Genomic DNA, 22,852 nt, shown 5'->3' on the forward strand with positions numbered 1-22,852 from the left:
TCCTCTGTAAACAGGTTTCATTTCCTTATTCGAAAAAAGACCGAACGGCAAAGATCCGTTTCGGTCGGGAGAAGCCCTGTGCGTCCATCAATCCGTTTGGGTGGGGTCGGGCCGGAACCAGTCGAGGTGGATCGCCTCGGCCATCGCCTCATAACCTGCGTCGTTGGGATGCAGATGGTCTCCGGAGTCAAAGGCGGGGTTGAGCCGGTCCGGGTCGGCCGGGTCCGCCATCACTTTGGCGAAGTCGATCACGCCGTCAAAGGCCCCGGAAGTCCGGATCCATTCGTTCACTCTCTCCCGGACGGCATTTCCTTCTTCGGTGTAATAGTACGATCCCTCGTAAGGGAGAAGGGTGCCTCCGTATACCCGCAACCCTCTTTCATGAGCCCGGTCTATGATTTCTTTCATCCCCCGGATCAAGTGCTCCGCATCCTCATCATGGGGTTCATGGCCGATATCGTTGATCCCTTCCAACAGGATCACGTCGGTCACACCCGGCTGGCTCAGCACGTCCCGTTCCAGACGGTGGAGAGCCGACGGTCCGTACACCCTGTCATCGCGCCAGATTTTGTTTCCGGAAATTCCCGCGTTCATCACCGATTTTCGGATCTCTTCCTCCCGAAGGCGTTCCGCCAGGAAATCCGGATACCGATGGTTGGCGTTGGGGGTGGAACCGGCTCCGTCGGTGATCGAATCCCCCAAGGTAACAATCCCCCCCGTGGTTCCCGGATGGGGAATCACATCGAGTCCGGTCAGCCAGTACCAGGAATGAATCCGTCGGGTGTAGGCATCAGCCTCCGTGGTGGCCGCGTGGTTCCCCGGTTCGGAAAGGTAGGAACGCTGCCTCGCCAGCCGGTGCCAGCTGACGGGACCGGTGGCGTGAGGCACATAGAGGCTGACGGCCAGGTTTTGTCCGGCCTTCACCTTGAAATTCAACGTGTCGCTTGTCACGGCTTCCCCCACGCCCAGAGTGACGGAAGGCTTCCCTCCGAAGGTGACCCGGGTGTTGCTGCGCGGAACCAGCGAAGCTCCATCCCCCGCCACACCCAGGTAGACTTCCTTGAAGGTGACCGATTGCTGTCCGAACGGATTGGACAGGCGGAGTCGCACCTTTTTTCCCGCCAGATGGGGATGAATGATCATTCGCACACTCCGGTTTGCCACCCCTTCCAGTGCCGTGCCGGAAGGGGTTTGCTGGCTGGCCGTCCAGGAACCCACCCACTGTTTTTCCGGGTCGACCTCTTCCGCCTTCCCTTGGTTGTCAAAACCGGAAAACATCCACACCGACACAAACATGATGAACAACACGACCAATGATTTCTTCATCCTCGCCCTTCTCCGTTCTCTGTTTATTTTCGGTTGGCACTGAAAGTATTGTGAAAAAGTGGGCGGCGGCATTTACCCGAAGCCGCTCCGGTTGCTGTCCTGCAGGGATGTATACAATGTCCGCTCCGAATCTTCCTGCTGCGGGCAGGGGCAAATGCCTGCGGATGCAACACAGAGAAGCTTTTGCCCCTGCCCGCCCTTGCTGGCTGATTCTCCGCCGGGCAGGACAGCAAAGTCGCTGTTTCGGGTAAACGCTTCCCTTCTAATGCCTAATCACTACGCTTCTAAACAACAATTGCCCTGATTATGTATTCAGTGAAAACCCTATTTTTCATTATAATGATTTTGTTTACAGATCGAAAAAGCTCAGATTAAGGAAAAATGACAACTTGGGGACCGCTTTCAAAGGGGCCCCGCTTCTGCCGTCCAGCCTGTGTTATGATAGATTCAACTGACAACCCGGCTGAGGTGAGTTCCGGTGAAAAGGACCCGATTTTCCGCCCCGCTGGCATGGGCTGCACTATTGGCGGGGATTCTCATGGTTCACTTTTTCCTTACGTTTCTCTACCTGACTCCCAACAATCCGGTGAAGAACCGACATTGGGATTCGCTTCATGCTTACATGGATCCGCTGTTCGCCCAGAATTGGAAACTGTTCGCCCCCAACCCCGTTTCCCAGCACCGGGAGGTTTGGGCCAAAGCCCGCATCCGGGATCCCGTCACCGGGGAGATCAGGGAAACCGGCTGGAAAAACGTCACCCGCCCCATGGTCCGGGAAAGGCAGAATCACCGGATCTCTTCCGAAGGAAGGGTGCTCCGCTTCCTGATTTCCGGTTCCCGCGATTTTAAATCGGAGGACCCGGAGGAAAAGGAAAAAGGAAGCTGGATGCTGCAACGGGCGACTTCCACTTACCTGGGAGAAGTACTGCCCGGGGAAACCATCCAACAGATCAAGTTCCGGGTGGTCACCGACACCTTTCCCCGTTTCGACGAACGGCACAAAGCGGATGGCTCCACACTCCATTTTGCGGAGTCGGACTGGCTGGGTTACCGACCCGTCCCTTCCGGACCGGCAAAGGAGTGGCCCCGATGAGGGAACGGCTGGAACGCTTTCTGACCACGAAACACCTTTTGATCGGCACCGCCCTCACCCGGATCGGCCTCGGGGCGGGAGTGCTTTTCCATCTCCTTTACCACTATTCCGAACGGCATCTCCTCTGGGGGGGGGAAGGACTCTGGCCGACGGCCAAATTCCTGGAGGGCTCGGAAGAGCGGGGGATCTGGACGCTTTTTCATATCAGCGAATCCCCCTGGTTCTTTGAAGGGGTTTATCACTTGGGGATCCTGGCCACCCTGATGTTCATCCTGGGTTTTAAAACCCGTCTGGCCACGATCCTCACCTTTCTCACCGTCTGGTCCCTGTACTACCGGAACCCTTTCGTCACCAACGGCGGGGACAATATCCTCCGGATCCAGCTCTTTTATCTGATGTTCGCCCAGGCGGGAGCCCGTTTCTCCCTTGACCGGGTTTTCCGGAAAAACAAAAAACCCGGCCGGGCGGAACCCTGTCTTTCGATCCTGCACAACGCCGCCGTGGTGGCCGTCATCCTCCAGCTGTTGTTTATGTATTTCACATCGGGAATATATAAAGTGATGGGTTCCATGTGGCAGGAAGGGACCGCCGTCTATTACGCCATGCGGGTCCAGGACTACGTATGGCCCGGGGTGAGCGAATGGATCTGGAGCTCGGAAGCCAGGATCGTCTTTCTGACTTATTCCTCCGTCCTCTTCCAGGTTGCCTTCCCTTTCCTGCTTCTGAACCGGTACACCAAATACCTCGCGGTGGCGGGAGCGTTCGCCTTCCACACCGGTGTCGGCCTGATGATGAACCTGGCGCTTTTCTCCTGGTATATGATCTCCTGCGAGTGGATTCTGCTCACCGACCGGGATTACCGCCGGCTGGCCCGCCGGTGGCAGCGCCTTCGGTCCAAAGGAGGGTCCTTGATGGAAAAACACCGCCCCCTGTTTCTGACCCGGCAGGAAGTCACCGTCTTTTACGACGGATGGTGTCCTTTCTGCACCAAAAGCGTCCGGACCGCCCGGAAACTGGACTGGTTCCGGCTGTTGCATTTCGTTTCCTTCCGGGAACCCCACGTGGTGAAAACGCACAACCTCGATCCGGACCGGCTGGAAAAACGCCTTCACAGCACCCGGGACGGGAGACGCTTCTGCGAAGGCATTGACGCGATCATCCAGATGGGAGCCCGTCTTCCCCTTCTCTGGCCCGTCCTGCCATTCCTCCTCCTGTCGAAATGGCTGGGTCTCGGACAGCGGGTCTACGACGCAATCGCCGCCCGCCGGACGATCATCCCCACCGGCGCCTGCGACGAACACTGCTCCTTGGAAGACCGGAAGCGGACTTCTTGAAAAGAACGACGCGGTGACATGGGCAAGGCAAAGGACCGGGAAACCCAATCCGCGGTCCTGAGAAAAGCCCTTCAGACACTGGAAGAAACAGATCCCCGGAAAAATAACCGAGGCGGGGATCCAATACACCTCCGGCAAGTGATAAGAAACGGCTTCCGCATTTCACGGAAGCCGTCTTTTGGGTGCCGCCACTCCATGACAGAAAGGAAGTGGATCCTTTCGATCACCTATCTTCTTCCAACCCGGTCATCCAAGAACAATCGGGCTGATGTTTTTTTAATCCTGGTCCCCTTATAGAGACCAGGCTTGGAATGATCAGCGATCCGTGCTTGGAATCTTCTCGTAATCTTCCGGGTCGATCTCGTGGACGGTTCCGGCCGCCACGGAATCAAGGATCCCGTTCAGGCCCGTTTCCACCGCCTTGACCAACTGACCGCGCTTTTTCTGTCCCATCGACTGGGTTTGTCCGCGAACTTCAAACAGCACGGTACCGCTGCCGTTCAGAGCGAAGGACCCCAATGCAGTTCCGGGGAGATCCAAGCCCTGCGGGTACAACGTGATGTTGTCAAAGGGCGAATGGCCCATCTCTTGCAGGGCATTGTAAGCTGCTACGTTGAGCTGCCGGGAGAAATCGTAATTGTACCGGTCCGCGTATTCGGAGTATTTGGCCCCCTCCGGGCTGTTGGGGTCCGGGACGAACTGTCCGGACAGGGAGAGGGTGACCAGGTCGTCGCTTCCCTCCACTTTATAATAAGGTCCTTGGTGATGCAGGTCGATGTAAACATCCACTTTTCCGTGTGTTTGAGTAAGCGAGCGGTATACATCGCGTATCGTTTGCGCTTCAGGAGTAATGTACCATCCCGGTTGAGAGGACCGGCCCGGGAAGTCTTCCGGCTGCGGTTGGTAATCCAGATCGGGATGGAAGTCCCGGTTCACATCAAAGCCGGGACGTTTCGAATAATCATGACCTTGAATCGTTCGGGTATAGTAGTTCCATGCCGGTTCGACATTTGCCAGACTCGGAAAGGACGCGGTCACATCCTCCCAGGGCATGTCATTGGCCCTCCGGTTCAGGACGGCGGCGTCGGGATTCATCTGCGGAATCGCCACCAGGGTAAGCTCGTTTCGCAGCTGTTCCGCCCGCGGGGACCGGCTTGATCCCAAATATTGAAGGAGGTTGACCAAGGCTTCTGTTCCGGTGGGCTCATTCCCGTGAATTTGGCTGGTGATCATGATCACCTTGTCCCCGTGGCCCACCGTGGCTGTGTGTATCGCCCGTCCTCGGTTTGAATGGCCGGCCGCCTCCACACTCACCCGTCCCTGGCTGTTCTGCTCAATCTGCTTCAACTTGGATACCAGCTGTTCATAACTTTTAAAGCCGGAAACGGAAAAATGCTGATGGTCCGGTGTTCCGGGATTCGTCTCTTGTGCTTGTGCGGCAACCGGCGAGATCGCCAAACCCGCCGCTGCAATCAACGTCCCGAGTCGTGTCAGCGCTTTTTTCATTTCTCTTCCCTCCGTTTTTCAACTGTTTTCGGGTGAAAAAGCTTGTCCTTCGCGAATCCGTGCCGTGCATCCCCCATCGATACAAATTTTATTTAATTTTACCTAAATTCATACAATATTAATTTTACCCGGAACCCGTATTCCTTTCAAGATCATATCCCGATGATTCCATCCTTTGCCCGGTGAAATATAAAAAAACGGACCACGCTGGATACCTGCGTGAGCCGTCTTTCCAGGCTTTTGCTTGTAAAGCGGAGGCCCTTTTTATTTATGTCTCATCAGATAATCGGCCACCCGCCACACCCTTTTTTGCACCTCTTTTCGATCATCCAGGTGCGTGGCGATATTCAACAATTCGTGATACGCCTTGTGCATCGCTGCGCTTGCTTCTTTATAGAGAGCTTCCCAATTCATCGTCGGTTCAGGCATCGTCGGTCGGCTCCTCGGCTCCGATGATGATGGAGAACGGGAGCATCTCCTTATCCTCTCCGTTCCGCATGACCAGCCAACGCTCCACGGGATCGACCTTCACCACGTGACCGAGGTACTTTTTCGGTCCGTATTTGCTGGCGTAGGTCACCACGATCGGTTTCTCCTCCAGCTTCGACCACTCAATCATGCGCCCGATCTCTTCCAGGGCATCGGGGGCCAACTCCGGCGGGCGGTACTCCTCTTTTCTCTTCCGCTCCTGCCAAAGTTGGGCCTCATGTTCCGGCAACATCATCCGGTGGCCTTCCCACAACTTATTCCCACGCTCCAACGCCTTCACGTTCATCACCTCATTTCTCATTATACCCGAACATATATTCGCATTATAAGCGGGAATTTATGACAGGAACGTCAAAACTGACGGAGCATCGGTTTTGGTGATGACTGCCAAACCGTGATCACGGTCGGACATCATAAGAAAAAGGCCCAAAGAGGGCCTTTTTCCGGGGCAAGAAGCGGTATGGGCTGGAGGAGGGGATTGGTTCCCCCGCAATGGCAGAATAACGAATGAATATGAACCATTTGATAAGCGTCCTTTTCTTTTTTTTAAAAAAACAATCCATCTGAATATTTATATTGCCATTAATTTTCATTCTATTATAATATTAACTGACACATATTTTAATTATGTTCAGTATTCATTCTGATGAGAGGTGATCCCGTGAAAAGATGGATCCCGTCCCTGTCGGTTCTGCTGGCTGTCGCCATGCTGGCCCTCGCCTTCGGGGAGCGGCCGGCCGTCCGGGCTTTCCAATCCATTGAGCCTTCCGGCGCCGAAGCGGCGGAAGGGGAACTGGACGTACGCAAGAAGCAGGAGAGGATTCAGCCGACCGACAAAATCAAAAACGCGCTGAAAGATCTCTCCCTCGAAGCGGGAAGCGGTCTGAGGGTGACCTGGAACCCTGCCTTCGGCACGCCTTCCTTTCTCTTCAAAAGCAAAGGTTACCTGTCCAAGCCGAAATCCGGTTCGGCGGAAGAAGTGGCACGGGGATGGCTGTCCGCCCACCGGGAACTGTTCGGATGGTCGGAGGCCGAAGTGGACAAGCTTCAGCTGGTGAGGGATTACGCCCTTCCCGGTACCGGCCTTCACCCCGTCACCTTCCAGCAAACCTTTGACGGCACCGCCGCCGCAGCGGGAGGCCGGGTCATCGTCGCCGTGGCCGAGGACGGGAAAGTCCTCTCCGTCTCCGCCAGCGCCCAACCCTCCGCCTCTCTGGAAGGAAGCTTCCAACTGAGCGCGGCGGACGCCCTGGACAAAGTGGCTTCTTCCCTCGCTCCCCAAGTGGATTTCACCCCGGGTGAATCCAAAGAAGAAAAGGGTTGGCACGTTTTTCCCGGAGGCAACTTCCCCGCCGGGCAGCGGGTGAAAAAAGCGGTCTTCCCCATGGGAAAAACCGTTCGCCCCGCCTGGCGGATTCTCTTCATCGGGAAACTGAATGAGGGATATGAGGTCCTGGTCGACGCGGAAACGGGGAAGTTCCTCTTCAAACGTTCCCTCGTCAACCACAGCGGACCCGAGGGGAGCGTGTTTGAAAACTTCCCCGGGGCTCCCGCCGGCGGGACCCAAGTCATTAAGTCCTTCCAAGGGGACCCCGACGCTTCCCCCAAAGGGTGGGTATCCCCCGTGGAGGGCGTGGACGGTCCGACCACCGCCGGCAACAACGCCGACTCCTACGCCAACTGGAGCAACTTTCTCGTTCCGGAGGGAACCGGGATCGTCCGGCCGGTCAACCCCCTCTCCCATTTCCATTACGGGTTTGCCGATGCCTGGCACCGCACCCAGTGTGAAGACACGCCGCCTTCCTACGCGGAGGACGTGAACAGTGCCACGACCAATCTGTTCTACCATCACAATCTGTTCCACGATCACCTCTATCACCTGGGTTGGACGGAACCGGCGGGCAACCTCCAAGTGGACAACTTCGGCAAAGGCGGCCTCGGAGGGGACCCGATTCTGGGTCTGGCCCAGGCCGGTGCGCTGACCGGAGGGGAGCCCACTTACACGGGACGGGACAACGCCTATATGCTGACCCTCCCGGACGGAATCGCCTCTTGGAGCGGGATGTTCCTTTGGGAACCGATCCCGGGTGCCTTTGAAGGGAAATGCGTCGACGGCGACTACGATGCCGGCATCATCTACCACGAGTATTCCCACGCCCTTTCCAACCGCCTGGTGGCCGGGGGTGAATCCCTCAACAGTTTCCAGAGCGGTTCCATGGGAGAAGGCTGGGGCGACTGGCTGGGTGTCTCCTACCTGATGTCCCGCGGGCTCCAGGAGACATCCGTGGTCGGGGAGTATGTCACAGGAAACGCGGAAAGCGGCATCCGAAACTGGTCGCTTGCGGACAACCCCCTCGGCTTCGGTGACCTGGGATATGACATCACCGGCCCCGAGGTCCACGCCGACGGCGAGATCTGGTCCGCCATCCTCTGGAAAATCCGGGAAGTGCTGGCGGCCAAATACGGGGAAGAAAAAGGCGCCCGGGTGGCGGAACAGCTGATTGTCGACGCCATGCCGATCTCCGCGCCCAACCCCTCCATGATCGACATGCGGGACGCGATCCTGGCGGCCGATGTGGACCGCCACCACGGAGACCACTTCCATGAGTTGTGGAAGGTCTTCGCTTCCCGCGGCCTCGGGGCCGGTGCCGCCGCCGACAGCGCCGACGACACCGATCCCCGTCCGGCCTTTGACCATCTGGACAGCAACCAGAACGGGCAGCTGGTCGGAAAGGTGATCAACGCTTCCACCGGCAAACCGGTGGAAGGAGCCCGTGTGATCGTGGGATCTTATGAAGCCCGGACCAGCCACGCCGCCAAAACCGGCACCCGGGGCGGCTTCGGAATCGACATGACCGAAGGCACCTATGACATCACGATCCAGGCCCGGGGATTCGGCTCCCGCACCCTGAAAGACATCCCCATCACCAAAGGGAAAACCCAATCCCTGAAGGTGAAGCTGAGTCCCAACTACGCCTCCCTGGCCAACGGCGCAAAGGTGATGTCCGTCACCAGCGAAGATGCGGCCCTGAAGGCGAAAAACGCCTTCGATGACACCGAGGCGACCGTCTGGGCGACCCAGGAAAAGGAAAGCGGTTTTGACGGGGAACACGTGGTCCTGAAACTGGCCGGCGACGAACCGGTAACGGTGAAAACCATCCAGGTCAGCGCATTCAAGGACATCTCCAAGGCGCGATTTGCCGCCCTGAAGGATTTCACCCTGCAAGTGTCGGAAGACGGGATCGTTTGGAAAACGGTCCAACAGGGGACCTTTAAGGCCAGTAAACCTCGGCCGACGGCCCCCGAACTCCACTACCTTACCTGGGAGTTGAAGCAACCGGTGAAGGCCACCCACATCCGCTTCTTCGCCGACCATGCCCAGGATGACTCCCTCGGGTATGCCCAGACCGCGGAGATCCAGGTGTTTGGCGACGGCCGGCAACCGGAGGTGGAACCCGCCCCTCTCCCCGATGAAGATCCCGTGGTGGAAGAAGGGACCGTCGAGGCGGGCAACCCCACCTCTGATACGGCGGGCGGCGTGACCCAGAATGATTTCGCTGCCTCCTGCAACCCCAACCCCGCCACCGAAGGGTTGGACGGCTGGGTGATGGAAGTGCCCGAATCCTTCGGGGACGGCACCCACACCGTCTCCGCAACCGGCCCCGGCGAGGGCACGTACGACTTCGATCTCGCCTTCTACTCGGCCGACTGCCGGCTGCTGGGCACCAAAGCCTCCAGCGCGGCGGACGAGTCCGGCGTGATGCCGGGAGGTACCTGGTACGTGGTGGCCAACCTTTGGCTGGGTGCCCATGTCCCCGTCAAGATGACCGCACGCCCCGCGGAATGAACGGCATTCAAAGAGCCGGAAGGATGATCCCTTCCGGCTCTTTTTTGTTTTACACCGGTTCCTGGCGGCTGTGATCGGCCATCAGCCAGCAATCCTCATATTTGCCTTCATGTAATTCATGTTGCGGTAAAAGACGTACTTTTTTCGAACCGCTGGGCAGGACAGCAAAGTCCATTACCATCTTATGGCATGTTGATTTACCATTTGTAAAAATGCCTTAAGAGCTGGTGACAGCCACTTATCTTTATGATAGGCCATTACCGTTGCCACGGAGTGGGGTTCTTTCCAGGGTATACCCGCCAATTTCCCTTCCTCAATCTCAGATTGAACCGCAATGCGGGGCAGTAACGATATCCCCAAGCCGCACATGACACACTGTTTAATCGCTTCCACACTCCAGGACTCCACGGACGTTTTGGGAGCAATCCCATTCTTCTGTAAGTAATCCTCAAAGAGCATTCGATAACTGCATCCTTGCTCCGTATACAAAAAGGTTTCCTCCACGAGGGCCGGAAGTGTCGAAGTGGATATTTCCCGGAAACGGTGATCGGGAGGAGTAATGAGCACCATGGGTTCGTCCACCAATTTTTTGATTACCAAATCCGGATCTTTCCACTCACTTTCCAATAAGAACACCAGATCGGTTTCCCCTGTACGCAAACGGCTCAGTGCTTCCCGATTAGGTGAAGGTTTCAACACCATTTCCACCTGCGGATACCGTTGTTTGTACTCATGAATGACCGGTGGCAGTCGATAAACCGTTAAGGATTCGGGTGCCGCGATTGTCAAAGTTCCGGTGGGACACTCGTCATCTTCCCGGATTTCTTTTGCTTTCTCATAGAGCTTTAAAAATTGGATTGCGTAAGGTAAAAATCGGCGACCGGTTTCGGTAAGAATCGTTTTCTTTCCGAGTCGGTCAAATAAGGGGGACTCCAACTCCTCTTCCAAGAGTTGAATATGACTGGTGATCGTGGACTGAGCATACCCCAAATGTTCAGCTGCTTTTCTGAATCCCCCTGCATCAACCACTGCCTTAAATGTTTTCAAGTGCCGAAGCTCCATTCTTTACCCCCCTCTTGTTTGGTTTTCTTGAGTATATCACGAAAACCGATCAATACGTTCGTATTGTTCTATTTTATAAATCATGGTCAAGAAGATACAATGAATATATAAAAGCAACAGCAAAGGATATTGTTGTTATCAGAGGTGAAGAGATGTTTGGCTTCATGGAAGAGATGTCAAGAACACGCCGGGAAGAGATTCGGAGAGAATACCGGGAAACCAACCGGGGGCACCGGTTTCGATTCATTCGTAACCTTTGGAAACGGCTCCAAAAACCTGAACATATGAGTCAAGGGGAAGCTGGCTGTCCGGTACACCATTGTTGCGTTAAGCCTCAGATTTCACTTAATAAGGCGGATTGCCTCTGGAATGTGAAACCCGATAGGAGATGATATTTTATGGGGATCGCAGTGCTGTACGGAAGTTCCCGTAAAAACGGAAATTCGGAACGGTTGGCGAGATTATTGGTCAGAGGATTCGATGCGGATCATATTTATTTGACCCACTACCGGATTGAACCCATTGTCGATTACAGGCATGTGGAGCCGGGCCCGTATCCGGACGATGATTACCGAAAACTGATGAACCGCGTTCTGAAGCAGGACACCCTTGTGTTCGCGACTGCGATCTACTGGTACGGTCTGCCGGGTCGTTTGAAACTCTTCATTGACCGCTGGTCCCAATCCTTGCGGGAGAACCGGGGGGATTTTCTCGCCAAACTGTCCGGCAAGCAGGCTTATGTCATTGCTGTAGGGGATGACGAACCACATGTGAAGGGACAGCCATTAATCCAACAATTCCAATATATTTTCGATTTTGTCGGAATTAGATTCGCAGGCCATGTAATCGGAACGGGAAACAGGCCCGAAGATATTGAGCAGGATGCCGAGGCACTTTCCGCCATTCAGACCATCAGGTTCAAACTTAGCGCTGACGGTGACAGTTCTATGAAAGAACCTTGAAAGGAGTGTAGCCCGTGAGAAAGTGGGTGCAAGTCTTTGGATCAGTATGGAAAACGTTAGATGAAGGCTATCCCCATTATGCAAAACGACAAATCGCTTGTGCTGTACCGCCGCCTGGCTACGAAACCCCTTTCAGAGAAAAAGGGGAAGAATACGTAAATCTGGGACCCTCGATTCACTTTTGAATACCATGTTTGTTCAGGGGACAATATCGGTGCCGAATATATGTAATTTTCTCGCAAATTTTAACCAGTCTGTGGTAATCAGATTATTGGTAGTTTCTTCCTTGGCAGAGTGTTATAATGCTCAAATAATGGCTTGGGGCAGGCGGTAACTCCCTTGTGAATGGGGCGGCCTTTGCTGACTTCTATCTGGTTCAAAAGTGATGCTTGAAATTTGGCGTTTAATCGAAGAACGGATCTCCCAGAAGAAAAGGCATACGCCCCCGGCCCTTTCGCTCAGTTGGGGGCTTCTGCGTCCTCAATGCAACCAACCTTCGCCAATCGTCGCGGTACATCGACCGTCGGGGGTGCCACCCCGGCGGTCTTTGTTATTCTGTGTGCATCGTACCCAAATTCATTTGGACCTGTAAACCAACCACCTTGGGAGAAACAACCGCAGGATATTTGTCCCACGTGCGCCGACCTTCAAAAGAAAAGATCACTTTTGTTTCAGTGTACCTTTTGGTTCTGAGACGAAGCTTCGTCACGATTCGGGAATCCTTCTTCCCGGGAAAAATAAGCCCGGTGCAGGGTTGAGGCTTGGACAGAAACGACAGGCGAGTCATCCGGGGAAAGGGAATCCTTCCCGGAGGGGGAAAAAGTTTTGCTTTCCACAAACCATGATATAATGAAATCGGTTTCCTTAAGGACATCATAACGGAAAACCGGCTCCGAAAGCAGCTTCGGGGTTCTTATTCGTGTCCTGATCCCTATCCATCGGCATAACCGAAGCGTCCAAAACGGAAACCGGGAATCCAATCAGTCTGTGAGGGATGAAGGATGTCTATCGCACGAAAAGCTGTTCTGACCGTCACCGCCAACCCCCTGGTGACAAAGCTGGTCTCCAAGTACGGGATGAAGCTGGGTGCTTCCCGCTTTGTCGCCGGGGAGAACATGGCCGACACCATCCGCAAGGTAAAGGAACTGAACCGGGAAGGGCTGGTGGTCACCCTGGACCTCCTCGGTGAAAGCGTCACCACCCGGGACGAAGCCACCGCCGCAACCCAGGCAGCCGTCGATTCCTTCGAGGTCATCCGGGAGGAAGGGGTCGACTCCAACGTCTCCGTCAAGCTGACCCAGCTGGGATTGGATATCGACTTTGATTTCTGCCTGGAAAACATGGACCGGATCGCTGCCAAAGCGAAGGAAACGGACAATTTCGTCCGGATTGACATGGAGGACTCCCCCCGGGTCGAGGCCACCATGGAGATTTTTAAAAAGCTCCTCGCCAAGTACGGCAAGAAACACATCGGCCTGGTGATCCAGTCCTACCTGTACCGTTCCGAAAAAGATGTGGAAGAGCTGGGTGAGCTGGGGGCCAACCTGCGAATTGTCAAAGGGGCCTATAAGGAGCCCAAAGACGTGGCCTATCCCGACAAAAAAGACGTGGATGAAAATTATCTCCGCCTGGTGGAAACCCATCTCAAAAACGGCTGCTACACCGCGGTTGCCACTCATGACGAAAATATTATTCAATGGACGAAGAACTTCGTCCAAGAGCACAACATCCCCAACGATCAATTTGAATTTCAGATGCTCTTCGGAATCCGGGAAACCCGGCAGCGGGAACTTGCCAAGGAAGGCTACAAAGTGAGGGTCTACACTCCTTACGGCAAGGACTGGTACCCTTACTTCAGCCGTCGGATCGCAGAACGCCCCGCCAATGCCCTCTTTGTGCTGAAAAGTCTCTTCCAAAAGTGAGCGCTTCAACACCGCAATGGAGCCATGAGGCTCCATTTTCATTTCTTCGGTCCGTCGTTCAACGGGTTTTCCCACGACAACTTTGAAACAATCCCATCGACAAACTGATAAAATGGAACCAGCTTGAAATTCTTGGCTTGGAACTCTCAGACAGGACACTCGGGAGTAGAGAGGGGACTGCATCATGTCTGTCGCGTTGATCACCGGCGCTTCCTCCGGCATCGGGGAAGCCTTCGCCCGGCTTCTGTCCGGAAAAGGGTATCACGTGGTGTTGGTGGCCCGGCGGAAAGACCGCCTTTCGCAATTGGCCGATGAGTTGGATGGAAAAGGAGGAACGGCCGAGGTGCTCCCGGCCGATCTGGTTGAGGAAGAAGGCGTGGAAGAGATTCGGAAACACATCCGCAACCACCGGGTCGATCTCCTCGTCAACAACGCCGGTTTCGGTCTTTACGGGCCGGTGACGGAAACCCTGGACACCCGCGAACAGGAGATGATCCGGCTCAATGTGAGCGCCCTCGTTTCCCTTACCCGGGCCGTCCTGCCGCAGATGGTGAAACGCAACTCCGGGGGCATCATCCAGGTGGCCTCCACCGCTTCTTTCCTGCCCACCCCCTACATGGCGGGCTACGGTGCCACCAAGGCTTTTGTCCTCCATTACAGCGAAGCCCTGACCGCCGAGCTGAAGGGAACCGGTGTCAAAGTCACCGCCGTCTGTCCGGGAAGTACGGTAAGCGAATTCGCCGAACGCACCGGAATCCGGCAAAAGTTTCCCATGTCCGCTGAAAAAGTGGCCGAACTGGGGTTAAAAGCCTGGGAAAAGGGACAACCGGTGGTCGTCACCGGTTCGGGCAACAAAGCAGCCGCCTCCCTCCCCCGTTTCCTCCCCCGCTCTTGGATGGCCCGTCTCGTCGCACGCGCATTCCGGGACCGGACGTGATTCCCCTGTCCCCGCATCCCATGGCCAATCGGTTCCGGGATCACCAGAAGCGTTGTGAAGAAGTGAACGGCAGCATTTCCCCGAAGCCGCTCCGGTTGCTGGATATTCGTTCGTTCTGACATTTAATCGTAAAGACTTAACGCCACCCTCCTTTCCCGCGGGTCCACGTCCATGCTGTATAACTGGCCGTTCTTTTCCCAGGCATGGCGGACTTTTGCTGCCAGTTCTTCAAACCAGGCCCGATCCGTATAGCGTACGTCCGTGATGGTGTAGTTCGTCTCATCCATCATCGTGATCTGTATGACAGGGTCCCAACCGAGGGCGGCCACGCAGTCATAGGGAATCTTTTCCTGCCCGTCCCCTTCCAGGATAAGACGGTCCTCTTCCAGCCGCACCTCCCGGTATTGGACGTGGCGGACCCACCGTCTTCCGTTCCGGATCGGCGTAAGACCGGCCCGTTTTGCCGCTTCAGCTAACTCCGCCGCCCGGGTGGGGTTGTACGGAAAGTTGCTGACCATTTCCTCCGTTTCCACCCGGATCTCTTCGTGAAAAGAATCCAGCCGGACATGGATCACCTCGGAAAAGGGAATCTCCTTCCTTCTGCCCCAATGGGAAATGCGGAGGGACGTCCCCTTGACCCGGAATTCCCGCCACCAGACGGACATCACCACGTAGAAGAAAACAGCGAACACCCCCGCGGCAAACACCCCCAGGGCGAAATCCATCAACCGCTTCAGGAGAGGGTAAGCAGCAAAACCTTCGTCTTCAAAGGAAAGGATCAGTCCCTTTTCCCTGACGAGGGTCACCTCCACTTCCTCTCCGTTGCGGACCGCCTGCGTCAATCTCTCCCGGTTCATGGGATAATAGGGAACTTCAAACATGCCTTCCCGGGTGATCAACTGCCGGTCCACCACGCCCACGGGTTGAATCGCGTCGGTTACCCGTTCCCCCCGGTGTTCTTTCACGTGGCCGCTGCCCAGATACACCACACCGATCAGGATCACCAGCGTCACCACGAAATATTGCAAGGGGTGGTTCTTCCCCCAATGCACCTTCCATGTGATTAAAGCTGCTGCCGGCAATCCGAGGTAAAAATACGGCTCAGCCAGCCAAAAGGGATAATAATCCGGAGAGTCCAACAGCCGCTGGTAAACGAACACATAAATCAACGCCAGCACAATGAGGATACCGAAACAGAACATAAGCCAGTACCCCACCCAGCGATGCAACATTCCACCACCTCCGGATTCCAGGATCCCTCTTTTCTGTTGCTTTGGATCTATTTTATAATGTTTTTAGAATTTTTTAAATACCATAATTTTAACCTTTGATATAGTTATGTTTTCAAATATTTCACCATGTAAGATGGAATGATATTTTTTGTCGAAAAATAATTTTATATATCAAACGGCGACGAACCAAAGAAGCTTCCCAATCGATTGGCCACCCATCGAAAAAGGAGAGGTTTCCCTCTCCGGATTCAGGAGATCGTATACTTACGACCCGGTGATTTCGGGTTGTTCCCGGCGCAATCGGGCATCGAAGACGAAGGTGCCGAAGGGAAGGACCGACGCGACGGCCGCACCCAGGAGCCGGCCGAAAGACCATCGGTGGACCCACCATACATGGACGAGGGCGGCGAAATAAAGAACGAACAGAATACCGTGGATCCACCCCGTTACGGTGACGGCCATCGGCATCCCGGCCAGGTATTTCAAAGGCATGGCGATTCCGAGAAGGAGAAGGAAAGAGGCCCCTTCCGCCAGACTGATCAGACGAAAGCGTCCCAGGGGGGTACGCATGAAAACCACCTCCGTGTTTTGAAAAATACCGGTACCCCCATAAACGTATCACGAATGGCCTCCGCAGGACTTGACATTTCCATGAAAGCCTTCGCTTCTCAGAGCTCAACGGGAAACGCTGTTTCACTCCCCCTTCCCTTCGGACCACCATTTCGGGATCCAAACCCCACCACAGCAAAAAGGGGGAAAGGACCCGCAAAGAAGGCACACCCAAGCCGGGCCGTGGTTCTGCAAAACGCTTCCGGGGTGAACATCCGTTTTCATTTCTGGAACATCCCGAACGTTCCCCCTCATGGGACAGCTTCAGAAACAAGCGGTCCGCGGCGACGGGACCGCAGCGGCCGGCCCCGTCCCCCACACCGTCCGGGTCGGACCGGAAACGGAAAACAACCGGGAAGAAACGTTCAAACAGCGATCCCCGATCAGATGAAACGGGAATCGCTGTTTTTCTTCATGTTTGCTTATGTTCGGCAAGCCACCTTTGGATGAGCAGGGAATCCAATCCCCACCACAGCAGAAAAGGGGAGATGACAAGCAATGGGGAAACCCCCAGACCGGGAAGCCAGTGGAAAAACAACCCGAAAGAAATGATCAGGGGGGAGATCAGGGCCATCAAAAGACCGGAATTCCTTTTGCCCAGATAAAACCGGTGAGCCCCGAACACCCCCAGAAAGAGCCATAACGCGTAAGCGGTGATTTGTCGTGATCGTGAATCCCTTTCAGGAGTGATATTTTCGGAAGAATGACCGGTTTGGACCATGGCAACACACCCTGTCACATAGGATCTTCTCCTATGGTACCTCATGTCCCCATGAAAAACGAACCCTTCCCATGAACAGTTTTGGACAATAACCCCCCCACCATCGTGGGGGGCTCTATCAGACGACGTAGCGCCCGGCTTCCAATACCCGTTTGGCGATGGTCCGCTTCAGCTTCACTTCGTTGATCGGCTCATAGCGGGTCAGCTTCTTCAGGATGGAGAGCTGGGTGCGCAGGGTGTCCCCTTCTTCCATCGCGCTCAGGGTGTGTTTGGCATTCTGGTCGATGCGCGGAAACGCCTCGTGGATGTATGCGGTGGTCAGATCGATTTTGGCCTGGGCCTTCTCCAAGCCGTCCTTCTCCAAGGCTTTTTTGGCCCTCAGATAGGCGCTCTCCATGGCGAAGATCTCGATGGCGATGTCAGCCAGATCCCGCAGGATCTCCTGCTGCTTTTCCAACTCCATCTGATACTTCTCCACCGCCAGACCCGCGGTCATCATAAAGATTTTTTTGGCGTGGTCGATCCGTTCCGCCTCTTTTTCCAACGGGGCCGGTTCCTCTTCGGAAAGGGTCGGCATCATCATCATGAGCTCTTCCTGAAGGCCGGAGGCCTTTTCCATGAAAGGCAGTTCGCCCTTCATCACTTTCCGCATCAGGGTGGCTGGGATCAGAAGGCGGTTGATCTCGTTGGTTCCTTCGAAGATGCGGTTGATGCGGGAGTCACGGTACATGTTCTCGATTTCGTACTCCTGCATGAACCCGTAGCCGCCGTGGATCTGCACCCCTTCATCCACCACGTGGTCCAGAACTTCGGAACCGAAAACCTTGGTGATGGAGCACTCCAAGGCATATTCGGCGATGGCCTTTGCCGCTTCCGAACCTTCGGCGTTGTCCAGATGGGCGAGGCCTTTTTCAAAGAACCCGGCCGTGCGGTAAATGGCGCTCTCCAGCGCGTAGGTCTTGGCCGACATGGTGGCCAGCTTCTCCTGGATCAGCGGGAATTTGGCGATCGGGGTATTAAACTGTTTCCGCTCATTGGCATACTTCGCGGAAATTTCGATGGCCCGCTTGGAAGAACCGACGCAACCGACCCCCAGCTTGTAACGGCCGATGTTCAGGATATTGAAAGCGATCTGGTGGCCTTTGCCCACTTCGCCGAGGACGTTCTCCACCGGCACTTTGGCTTCGTCCAGGATGAGGGTCCGGGTGGAAGAGCCCTTGATCCCCATTTTTTTCTCTTCCGGACCGGTGGAGACGCCCGGGAACTCCCGTTCCACGATAAAGGCGGTGAATTTCTCCCCGTCCACTTTGGCGTAGACAACGAAGACGTCGGCGAAGGCGGAGTTGGTGATCCACTGTTTCTCCCCGGTCAGGATGTAGTGTTTGCCGTCATCGGAGAGCTTCGCCACGGTTTTGGCGCCCAGGGCGTCGGAGCCGGAGCCCGGTTCCGTCAGGGCGTAGGCGGCGAATTTTTCGCCGGTGGCCAGACCCGGCAGGTACTTTTCCTTCTGCTCCCTGGTGCCGAAGAAGACGATCGGGAGCGTCCCGATCCCGACGTGGGCTCCGTGGCTCAGGGCGAAGGACCGGCCCAGGGACATCTTTTCCGTGATCAGGCTGGAGCTCACCTTATCCAGACCGAGGCCGCCGTAAGCTTCCGGCACGTCGGCCCCCAACAGACCCAGCTCACCGGCCTGCTTCAGCAGGTTGACGGTGTGGTCGAAGTTGTGGTTTTCGATCTCTTCCAATACCGGCCACACATTGTCCTTGATAAAATCCTCCGTCGTCTTGGCGATCATCTTCTGTTCTTCGTTGATCTCTTCCGGAGTGTACACATCCTCGAGGCTGTGCTCCTCGAGGAGGTAGCTGCCCCCTTTGGTGATGGTTTTCTCGGCCATCCTCCGATTCCTCCTTCATTTTGGTCGGATAAGCGGTTCAGTTCACCATTTCAAACACGCCGGCCGCGCCCATACCGCCGCCGATACACATGGTGACCAAACCGTACTTGCCGTTCCGGCGTTTCAGTTCGTTCAGGATGCTCACGGTCAGCTTGGCGCCGGAACAACCCAGCGGGTGACCCAGGGCCACGGCTCCGCCGTTGACGTTGACGATGTCCGGGTTCATTTCCAGGTGGCGCATCACCTGGATCGACTGGGAGGCGAAGGCTTCGTTCAGCTCGATCAGGTCGATCTGGTCCAGGGTGAGTCCGGCTCTCTCCAGTGCTTTGGGAACGGCGACAATCGGACCGATCCCCATCACATCGGGGTCCACCCCGCCGACGCAGAAGGAACGGAACACGGCGATCGGCTGGATGCCGAGAGATTCGGCCTTCTCCCGGGACATGACGACCACTCCGGCGGCGCCGTCACTGGTCTGGGAGGAGTTGCCCGCGGTGACCGACCCGCCGGCGCGGAAGGCCGGGCGCAATTTGCTGAGTACCTCCATGGACGTGTCACGGCGGGGACCTTCATCGGTGTCGAAGACGAACTCCTCTTCGTGCAGTTGGTTGTCTTCCCCCACAAACCGCTTCTTGACCGTCACCGGGACGATTTCGTCCTTAAACTTCCCTTCATCGATCGCCCGGATGGCTTTCCGGTGGCTCCGAAGGGCAAACTCATCCTGGTCTTCCCGGGAAACCCCGTAACGTTTGGCGACCTCTTCGGCGGTATGGCCCATGGACATGTAGATCTCCGGTGCGTGGTCCATGAGGTGGGGGTTGGGGGCCGGTTTATACCCCCCCATGGGGACCATGCTCATGCTCTCGACGCCGCCGGCGATGATCGTGTCGGCAAAACCGGCCATGATGTGCTGAGCGGCGATGGCGATGGACTGAAGCCCCGAAGAGCAGAACCGGTTGATGGTGAGACCTGCCGCCGTATTGGGCAGTCCCGCCCGGGTGGCGATCACCCGGGCCAGGTTCATCCCCTGCTCCCCTTCCGGGAAGGAACAACCCATGATGACGTCTTCCACTTCTTTCGGATCCAGTTGGGGAACCCGCTTCATCAGATCCTGGACGACAAAGGCGCCCAGATCGTCGGGCCGTGTATCCTTCAACGAGCCGCGGTTCGCCTTGCCGACAGCGGTCCGTGCCGCGGCCACGATGACTGCTTCGCGCATACTCCTCTCCTCCTTCGGTTGGGTTCAGCGTCCCTGGAAGCGTTGTGAAAAAGTGAGCGGCAGCATTTACCCAAAGCCGTTCCGGCTGCAACGCTCCCCCTTGTCTCGAAACGAACATGAAATCACAACGCTTCTGGACTCCCGTCAGTTTCTGAGGGGTTTGTTCTTGGTCAGCATATACTGCATCCGTTGCTGGGACTTCGGCTCACCCGCCAGGCTGAGGAACGCCTCCCGCTCGATGTCCAGGAGGTATTGTTCATCCACCAGCGTCCCTTCCGGTACTGTGCCTCCGGCCAACACGTAGGCCAGCTTGCCGGCGATCTTGTAGTCATGCTCGCTGATGTAGCCGGATTGCAGCATTCCATAGGCACCCAGGCGAAGCGTGTTGTAACCGGTTTCCCCGACCACCGGCACCTTCCGGGGCTTGGGAACCCGGTAACCCGCGGCGTCCAGGGCGAGCACCTGCTGCTTGGCGTCATACAGGAGGTGGTCCCGGTTCATGGTGATGCCGTCCTCCCGACGCAGGAATCGATAATCCCGCGCTTCCTCGGCGCTGGTGGATACCTTGGCCATGGCGATCGTTTCGAACACTTTGTTGACCAGAGGCTGGAGGGAAATCCGGTCTTTCGGGTCCACCCCGTCCATCCAGCGGAGGAGCATCTCTTTGTTGCCGCCGCCTCCGGGGATCAGACCGACTCCCGTCTCCACCAGGCCCATGTACAGCTCCGAGGAAGCCTGAATCCGGTCACAGGGCAGGGAAACTTCCACCCCGCCCCCGAGGGTCATATTGAAGGGAGCGGCCACCACCGGTCTATCCACGTAGCGGAGCGAGCCCATCGCTTTCTGGAATTGTCGCACCATCAGATCGAGCTCCGGCCAGTTCTGATCTTGGGCTTCCATCAGGATCAGCATCAGGTTGGCCCCGACGCAGAAGTTGTCTCCATGGTTCCCGATGACCAATCCACGGTAGTTTTCGGACACTTCCTTGACCGAGTGCTGGATCATCTGAATGATGTCCGCGGCGATGGCGTTTTTCGGGGAATGAAACTCCAGGCAGAGAACATCGTCCCCGATGTCGATCAGACTGGCTCCCCGATTGGATTTGATCACTTTGCCCTGTTCTTTGAGGCGGGCGAGATCAATGGTTTTGGGGTGCTCTTCCACCTTGCGGAGTTCGCCGCCGAGGTGGAACGCTTGGATCTCTTCCGGGCTCTCCTCATAGAAGGACTTTTTGCCGGAGGCGAGCAGTTCTTCGACCAGCGGCGGAATGGTCTCCCCTTCTTCCTTCATGCGGGCAACGGATTTTTCCACACCGATGGCATCCCAGACCTGGAAGGGACCGAGGTCCCAGTTGAAGCCCCAGCGCATCGCCCGGTCGACACTCACGATGTCGTCGGCGATCTCCGGAATCCGCGCCGCGGAATACAGGAGGACTTTTTTGGTGATGTACCAGGCGAAACGGCCGGCGGCATCATCCGCGTACACCAGGGCCCTGAGCTGTTCCTTCATGGTTTTGGCCCGCTTGGCCATCTCCAGGGAGGGAGCCTTCAACTTCCTGCGTGGACGGTACTCCTTGGTCTCAGGATCCAGAACCAGGATCTCTTTTCCTTTATCGGTTTTCACTTTCTTGAAAAAGCCCTGGCCGCTTTTGGACCCGAGCCACCCCTTCTCCACCATCTCCCGGAGGAGGTCCGGCACTTCGAAGGCTTTCTTCTCTTCCGGTTCTTCCACATTTTCCCGCACATTGTCGGACACGTGGACGAAGGTATCGAGTCCGACCAGGTCCAGGGTCCGGAAGGTGGCGCTCTTCGGACGCCCCATGGCCCGCCCCGTGACCGAATCCACTTCGTCGGGTCCCAAGCCGTCTTCAAGCATCTTCTGGAAAGTGACCTGAAGGCCATACACCCCGATCCGGTTGGCGATGAAGTTGGGGGTGTCCTTGGCCGTGACCACGCCTTTGCCCAACACGGACTCGGAAAACGCTTTCATCCCGGAAACGATGGAGTCGGAAGTGTCTTCCGTCGGGATGATCTCCAAAAGCTTCATGTACCGCGGCGGGTTGAAGAAGTGGGTCCCGAGGAAATGGGAACGGAACTCGGCGGACCTCTCCTTCACCATCTCATGGATGGAGATGCCGGAAGTGTTGGAGCTGACGATGATTCCCGGCTTCCAGACTTCTTCCACCTTGGCGAACAAGCTCTGTTTGATCTCCAGGTTTTCGATAATGGCTTCGATCACCCAGTCCGCTTCGCCGAGCTTTTCGAGGTCGTCCTCCAGGTTTCCGACTTCGATCAGGTCCGCGGTTTTCTTGTGAAAGATCGGGCTCGGCTTCTCTTTGAACAACCGTTCTTTCCCCGTCCGGGCGATCCGGTTGCGGACTGCTTTGTCTTCCAGGGTGAGTCCCTTTGCCTTCTCTTTTTCCGTCAACTCTTTGGGTACGATGTCCAGAAGGACCGTGCGGATCCCGGCGTTGGCCAGGTGCCCGGCGATGGCAGCCCCCATGACGCCGGCTCCGATCACGGCCGCTTTCTTGATTCTCGCCAAGAGTACTCCTCCTCTCAGATGGACGCTTCTGACCACTGGCATCCGGCAACCCGTTGAATGAACAGTCATTCATTTCCTTGGGTTAAAAAAACCTCTCCAATGACGTGGACAGGCGGATGTCCGGACGATGCTGTCCAAGGTCCTCATCTTCTGTG

At 56.1% G+C, this 22,852-nt stretch carries 18 protein-coding genes; 7 read left to right on the plus strand and 11 right to left on the minus strand.

Features of this window, described 5'->3' with window-relative positions; genetic code table 11:
* Positions 1–87 precede the first annotated feature (87 nt).
* The gene (locus tag C8P63_RS07525) at positions 88–1,326 is read right to left on the minus strand and encodes an SGNH/GDSL hydrolase family protein (protein ID WP_170109551.1); all 1,239 of its coding nucleotides are present in this window, start codon (positions 1,324–1,326) and stop codon (positions 88–90) included.
* A 478-nt stretch (positions 1,327–1,804) separates the two neighbouring features.
* Between C8P63_RS07525 and C8P63_RS07530 the strand changes: the two genes are divergently transcribed.
* Both C8P63_RS07530 and C8P63_RS07535 read left to right on the plus strand, forming a co-directional pair.
* Positions 1,805–2,419 (plus strand): DUF5819 family protein, encoded by a 615-nt coding sequence (locus C8P63_RS07530; protein WP_108022785.1) that lies wholly within the window; start codon positions 1,805–1,807, stop codon positions 2,417–2,419.
* Positions 2,416–3,753, plus strand: coding sequence for a DCC1-like thiol-disulfide oxidoreductase family protein (locus C8P63_RS07535; protein WP_108022787.1), 1,338 nt, complete (start codon positions 2,416–2,418; stop codon positions 3,751–3,753). Before C8P63_RS07530 ends, C8P63_RS07535 begins: the two co-directional genes overlap by 4 nt.
* Before the next feature lie 315 nt (positions 3,754–4,068).
* Here C8P63_RS07535 and C8P63_RS07545 read toward each other — a convergent pair whose 3' ends face one another.
* The 3 genes from C8P63_RS07545 to C8P63_RS07550 form a co-directional block, all read right to left on the minus strand.
* Positions 4,069–5,259: a M14 family zinc carboxypeptidase gene (locus C8P63_RS07545; RefSeq protein WP_108022791.1), complete on the minus strand. Its 1,191-nt coding sequence runs from the start codon at positions 5,257–5,259 to the stop codon at positions 4,069–4,071.
* A 264-nt stretch (positions 5,260–5,523) separates the two neighbouring features.
* Positions 5,524–5,688 carry a hypothetical protein gene (locus C8P63_RS19040; protein ID WP_170109552.1) on the minus strand — a complete coding sequence of 55 codons (165 nt, stop codon included), beginning with the start codon at positions 5,686–5,688 and terminating at the stop codon, positions 5,524–5,526.
* Positions 5,681–6,034 carry a YolD-like family protein gene (locus tag C8P63_RS07550; protein ID WP_170109553.1) on the minus strand — a complete coding sequence of 118 codons (354 nt, stop codon included), beginning with the start codon at positions 6,032–6,034 and terminating at the stop codon, positions 5,681–5,683. The genes C8P63_RS19040 and C8P63_RS07550 overlap by 8 nt, the downstream gene beginning before the upstream one ends.
* Positions 6,035–6,409: 375 nt before the next feature.
* Here C8P63_RS07550 and C8P63_RS07555 point away from each other — a divergent pair, with 375 nt between their 5' ends.
* Entirely contained in the window at positions 6,410–9,595 is a 3,186-nt protein-coding gene (locus C8P63_RS07555) for a M36 family metallopeptidase (protein ID WP_211308258.1), read from the plus strand.
* A 174-nt stretch (positions 9,596–9,769) separates the two neighbouring features.
* On the opposite strand, the gene C8P63_RS07560 is transcribed toward C8P63_RS07555, so the two are convergent.
* Positions 9,770–10,657 carry a LysR family transcriptional regulator gene (locus C8P63_RS07560; protein ID WP_108022798.1) on the minus strand — a complete coding sequence of 296 codons (888 nt, stop codon included), beginning with the start codon at positions 10,655–10,657 and terminating at the stop codon, positions 9,770–9,772.
* Positions 10,658–11,055: 398 nt separating this feature from the next.
* Here C8P63_RS07560 and C8P63_RS07565 point away from each other — a divergent pair, with 398 nt between their 5' ends.
* The 3 genes from C8P63_RS07565 to C8P63_RS07580 all read left to right on the plus strand — a co-directional run bounded on the left by C8P63_RS07565 (position 11,056) and on the right by C8P63_RS07580 (position 14,478).
* Complete coding sequence (locus tag C8P63_RS07565; RefSeq protein WP_108022800.1) at positions 11,056–11,619, plus strand: flavodoxin family protein; 564 nt, start codon at positions 11,056–11,058, stop codon at positions 11,617–11,619.
* A 1,001-nt stretch (positions 11,620–12,620) separates the two neighbouring features.
* Entirely contained in the window at positions 12,621–13,541 is a 921-nt protein-coding gene (locus tag C8P63_RS07575) for a proline dehydrogenase family protein (protein WP_108022804.1), read from the plus strand.
* A 184-nt stretch (positions 13,542–13,725) separates the two neighbouring features.
* Entirely contained in the window at positions 13,726–14,478 is a 753-nt protein-coding gene (locus C8P63_RS07580) for an SDR family NAD(P)-dependent oxidoreductase (RefSeq protein ID WP_108022806.1), read from the plus strand.
* 122 nt (positions 14,479–14,600) lie between these two features.
* On the opposite strand, the gene C8P63_RS07585 is transcribed toward C8P63_RS07580, so the two are convergent.
* Both C8P63_RS07585 and C8P63_RS07590 read right to left on the minus strand, forming a co-directional pair.
* Positions 14,601–15,710, minus strand: coding sequence for a hypothetical protein (locus C8P63_RS07585; protein WP_108022809.1), 1,110 nt, complete (start codon positions 15,708–15,710; stop codon positions 14,601–14,603).
* 264 nt (positions 15,711–15,974) lie between these two features.
* Positions 15,975–16,280 carry a DUF3817 domain-containing protein gene (locus tag C8P63_RS07590; protein WP_108022811.1) on the minus strand — a complete coding sequence of 102 codons (306 nt, stop codon included), beginning with the start codon at positions 16,278–16,280 and terminating at the stop codon, positions 15,975–15,977.
* Positions 16,281–16,572: 292 nt separating this feature from the next.
* Between C8P63_RS07590 and C8P63_RS19045 the strand changes: the two genes are divergently transcribed.
* A complete protein-coding gene (locus C8P63_RS19045; protein ID WP_170109554.1) occupies positions 16,573–16,710 on the plus strand; it encodes a hypothetical protein in 138 nt (45 codons plus the stop codon).
* A gap of 21 nt (positions 16,711–16,731) precedes the next feature.
* On the opposite strand, the gene C8P63_RS07595 is transcribed toward C8P63_RS19045, so the two are convergent.
* The 4 genes from C8P63_RS07595 to C8P63_RS07610 form a co-directional block, all read right to left on the minus strand.
* On the minus strand, positions 16,732–17,058 hold the full coding sequence (locus tag C8P63_RS07595) for a TM2 domain-containing protein (protein ID WP_211308259.1): 327 nt from the start codon (positions 17,056–17,058) through the stop codon (positions 16,732–16,734).
* 100 nt (positions 17,059–17,158) lie between these two features.
* Positions 17,159–18,934 (minus strand): acyl-CoA dehydrogenase family protein, encoded by a 1,776-nt coding sequence (locus C8P63_RS07600; protein ID WP_108022815.1) that lies wholly within the window; start codon positions 18,932–18,934, stop codon positions 17,159–17,161.
* A gap of 37 nt (positions 18,935–18,971) precedes the next feature.
* Positions 18,972–20,153 (minus strand): acetyl-CoA C-acetyltransferase, encoded by a 1,182-nt coding sequence (locus C8P63_RS07605; protein ID WP_108022817.1) that lies wholly within the window; start codon positions 20,151–20,153, stop codon positions 18,972–18,974.
* A 144-nt stretch (positions 20,154–20,297) separates the two neighbouring features.
* Positions 20,298–22,739, minus strand: a complete 2,442-nt coding sequence (locus C8P63_RS07610) for a 3-hydroxyacyl-CoA dehydrogenase/enoyl-CoA hydratase family protein (protein WP_108022819.1) — start codon at positions 22,737–22,739, stop codon at positions 20,298–20,300.
* Positions 22,740–22,852: the final 113 nt, after the last annotated feature.

The sequence above is a fragment of the Melghirimyces profundicolus genome, from assembly GCF_003054245.1.
In the GTDB taxonomy this organism is placed as follows: domain Bacteria; phylum Bacillota; class Bacilli; order Thermoactinomycetales; family DSM-45169; genus Melghirimyces; species Melghirimyces profundicolus.

Coding starts and splice junctions, on each gene's coding strand:
- C8P63_RS07600 (WP_108022815.1), bottom strand. CDS start 18,934: ATGGCCGAGAAAACCATCACCAAAGGGGGCAGCTACCTCCTCGAGGAG.
- C8P63_RS07545 (WP_108022791.1), bottom strand. CDS start 5,259: ATGAAAAAAGCGCTGACACGACTCGGGACGTTGATTGCAGCGGCGGGT.
- C8P63_RS07580 (WP_108022806.1), top strand. CDS start 13,726: ATGTCTGTCGCGTTGATCACCGGCGCTTCCTCCGGCATCGGGGAAGCC.
- C8P63_RS07605 (WP_108022817.1), bottom strand. CDS start 20,153: ATGCGCGAAGCAGTCATCGTGGCCGCGGCACGGACCGCTGTCGGCAAG.
- C8P63_RS07575 (WP_108022804.1), top strand. CDS start 12,621: ATGTCTATCGCACGAAAAGCTGTTCTGACCGTCACCGCCAACCCCCTG.
- C8P63_RS07535 (WP_108022787.1), top strand. CDS start 2,416: ATGAGGGAACGGCTGGAACGCTTTCTGACCACGAAACACCTTTTGATC.
- C8P63_RS07610 (WP_108022819.1), bottom strand. CDS start 22,739: ATGCCAGTGGTCAGAAGCGTCCATCTGAGAGGAGGAGTACTCTTGGCG.
- C8P63_RS19040 (WP_170109552.1), bottom strand. CDS start 5,688: ATGCCTGAACCGACGATGAATTGGGAAGCTCTCTATAAAGAAGCAAGC.
- C8P63_RS07565 (WP_108022800.1), top strand. CDS start 11,056: ATGGGGATCGCAGTGCTGTACGGAAGTTCCCGTAAAAACGGAAATTCG.
- C8P63_RS19045 (WP_170109554.1), top strand. CDS start 16,573: ATGGGACAGCTTCAGAAACAAGCGGTCCGCGGCGACGGGACCGCAGCG.
- C8P63_RS07525 (WP_170109551.1), bottom strand. CDS start 1,326: ATGAAGAAATCATTGGTCGTGTTGTTCATCATGTTTGTGTCGGTGTGG.
- C8P63_RS07585 (WP_108022809.1), bottom strand. CDS start 15,710: ATGTTGCATCGCTGGGTGGGGTACTGGCTTATGTTCTGTTTCGGTATC.
- C8P63_RS07590 (WP_108022811.1), bottom strand. CDS start 16,280: ATGCGTACCCCCCTGGGACGCTTTCGTCTGATCAGTCTGGCGGAAGGG.
- C8P63_RS07550 (WP_170109553.1), bottom strand. CDS start 6,034: ATGAACGTGAAGGCGTTGGAGCGTGGGAATAAGTTGTGGGAAGGCCAC.
- C8P63_RS07560 (WP_108022798.1), bottom strand. CDS start 10,657: ATGGAGCTTCGGCACTTGAAAACATTTAAGGCAGTGGTTGATGCAGGG.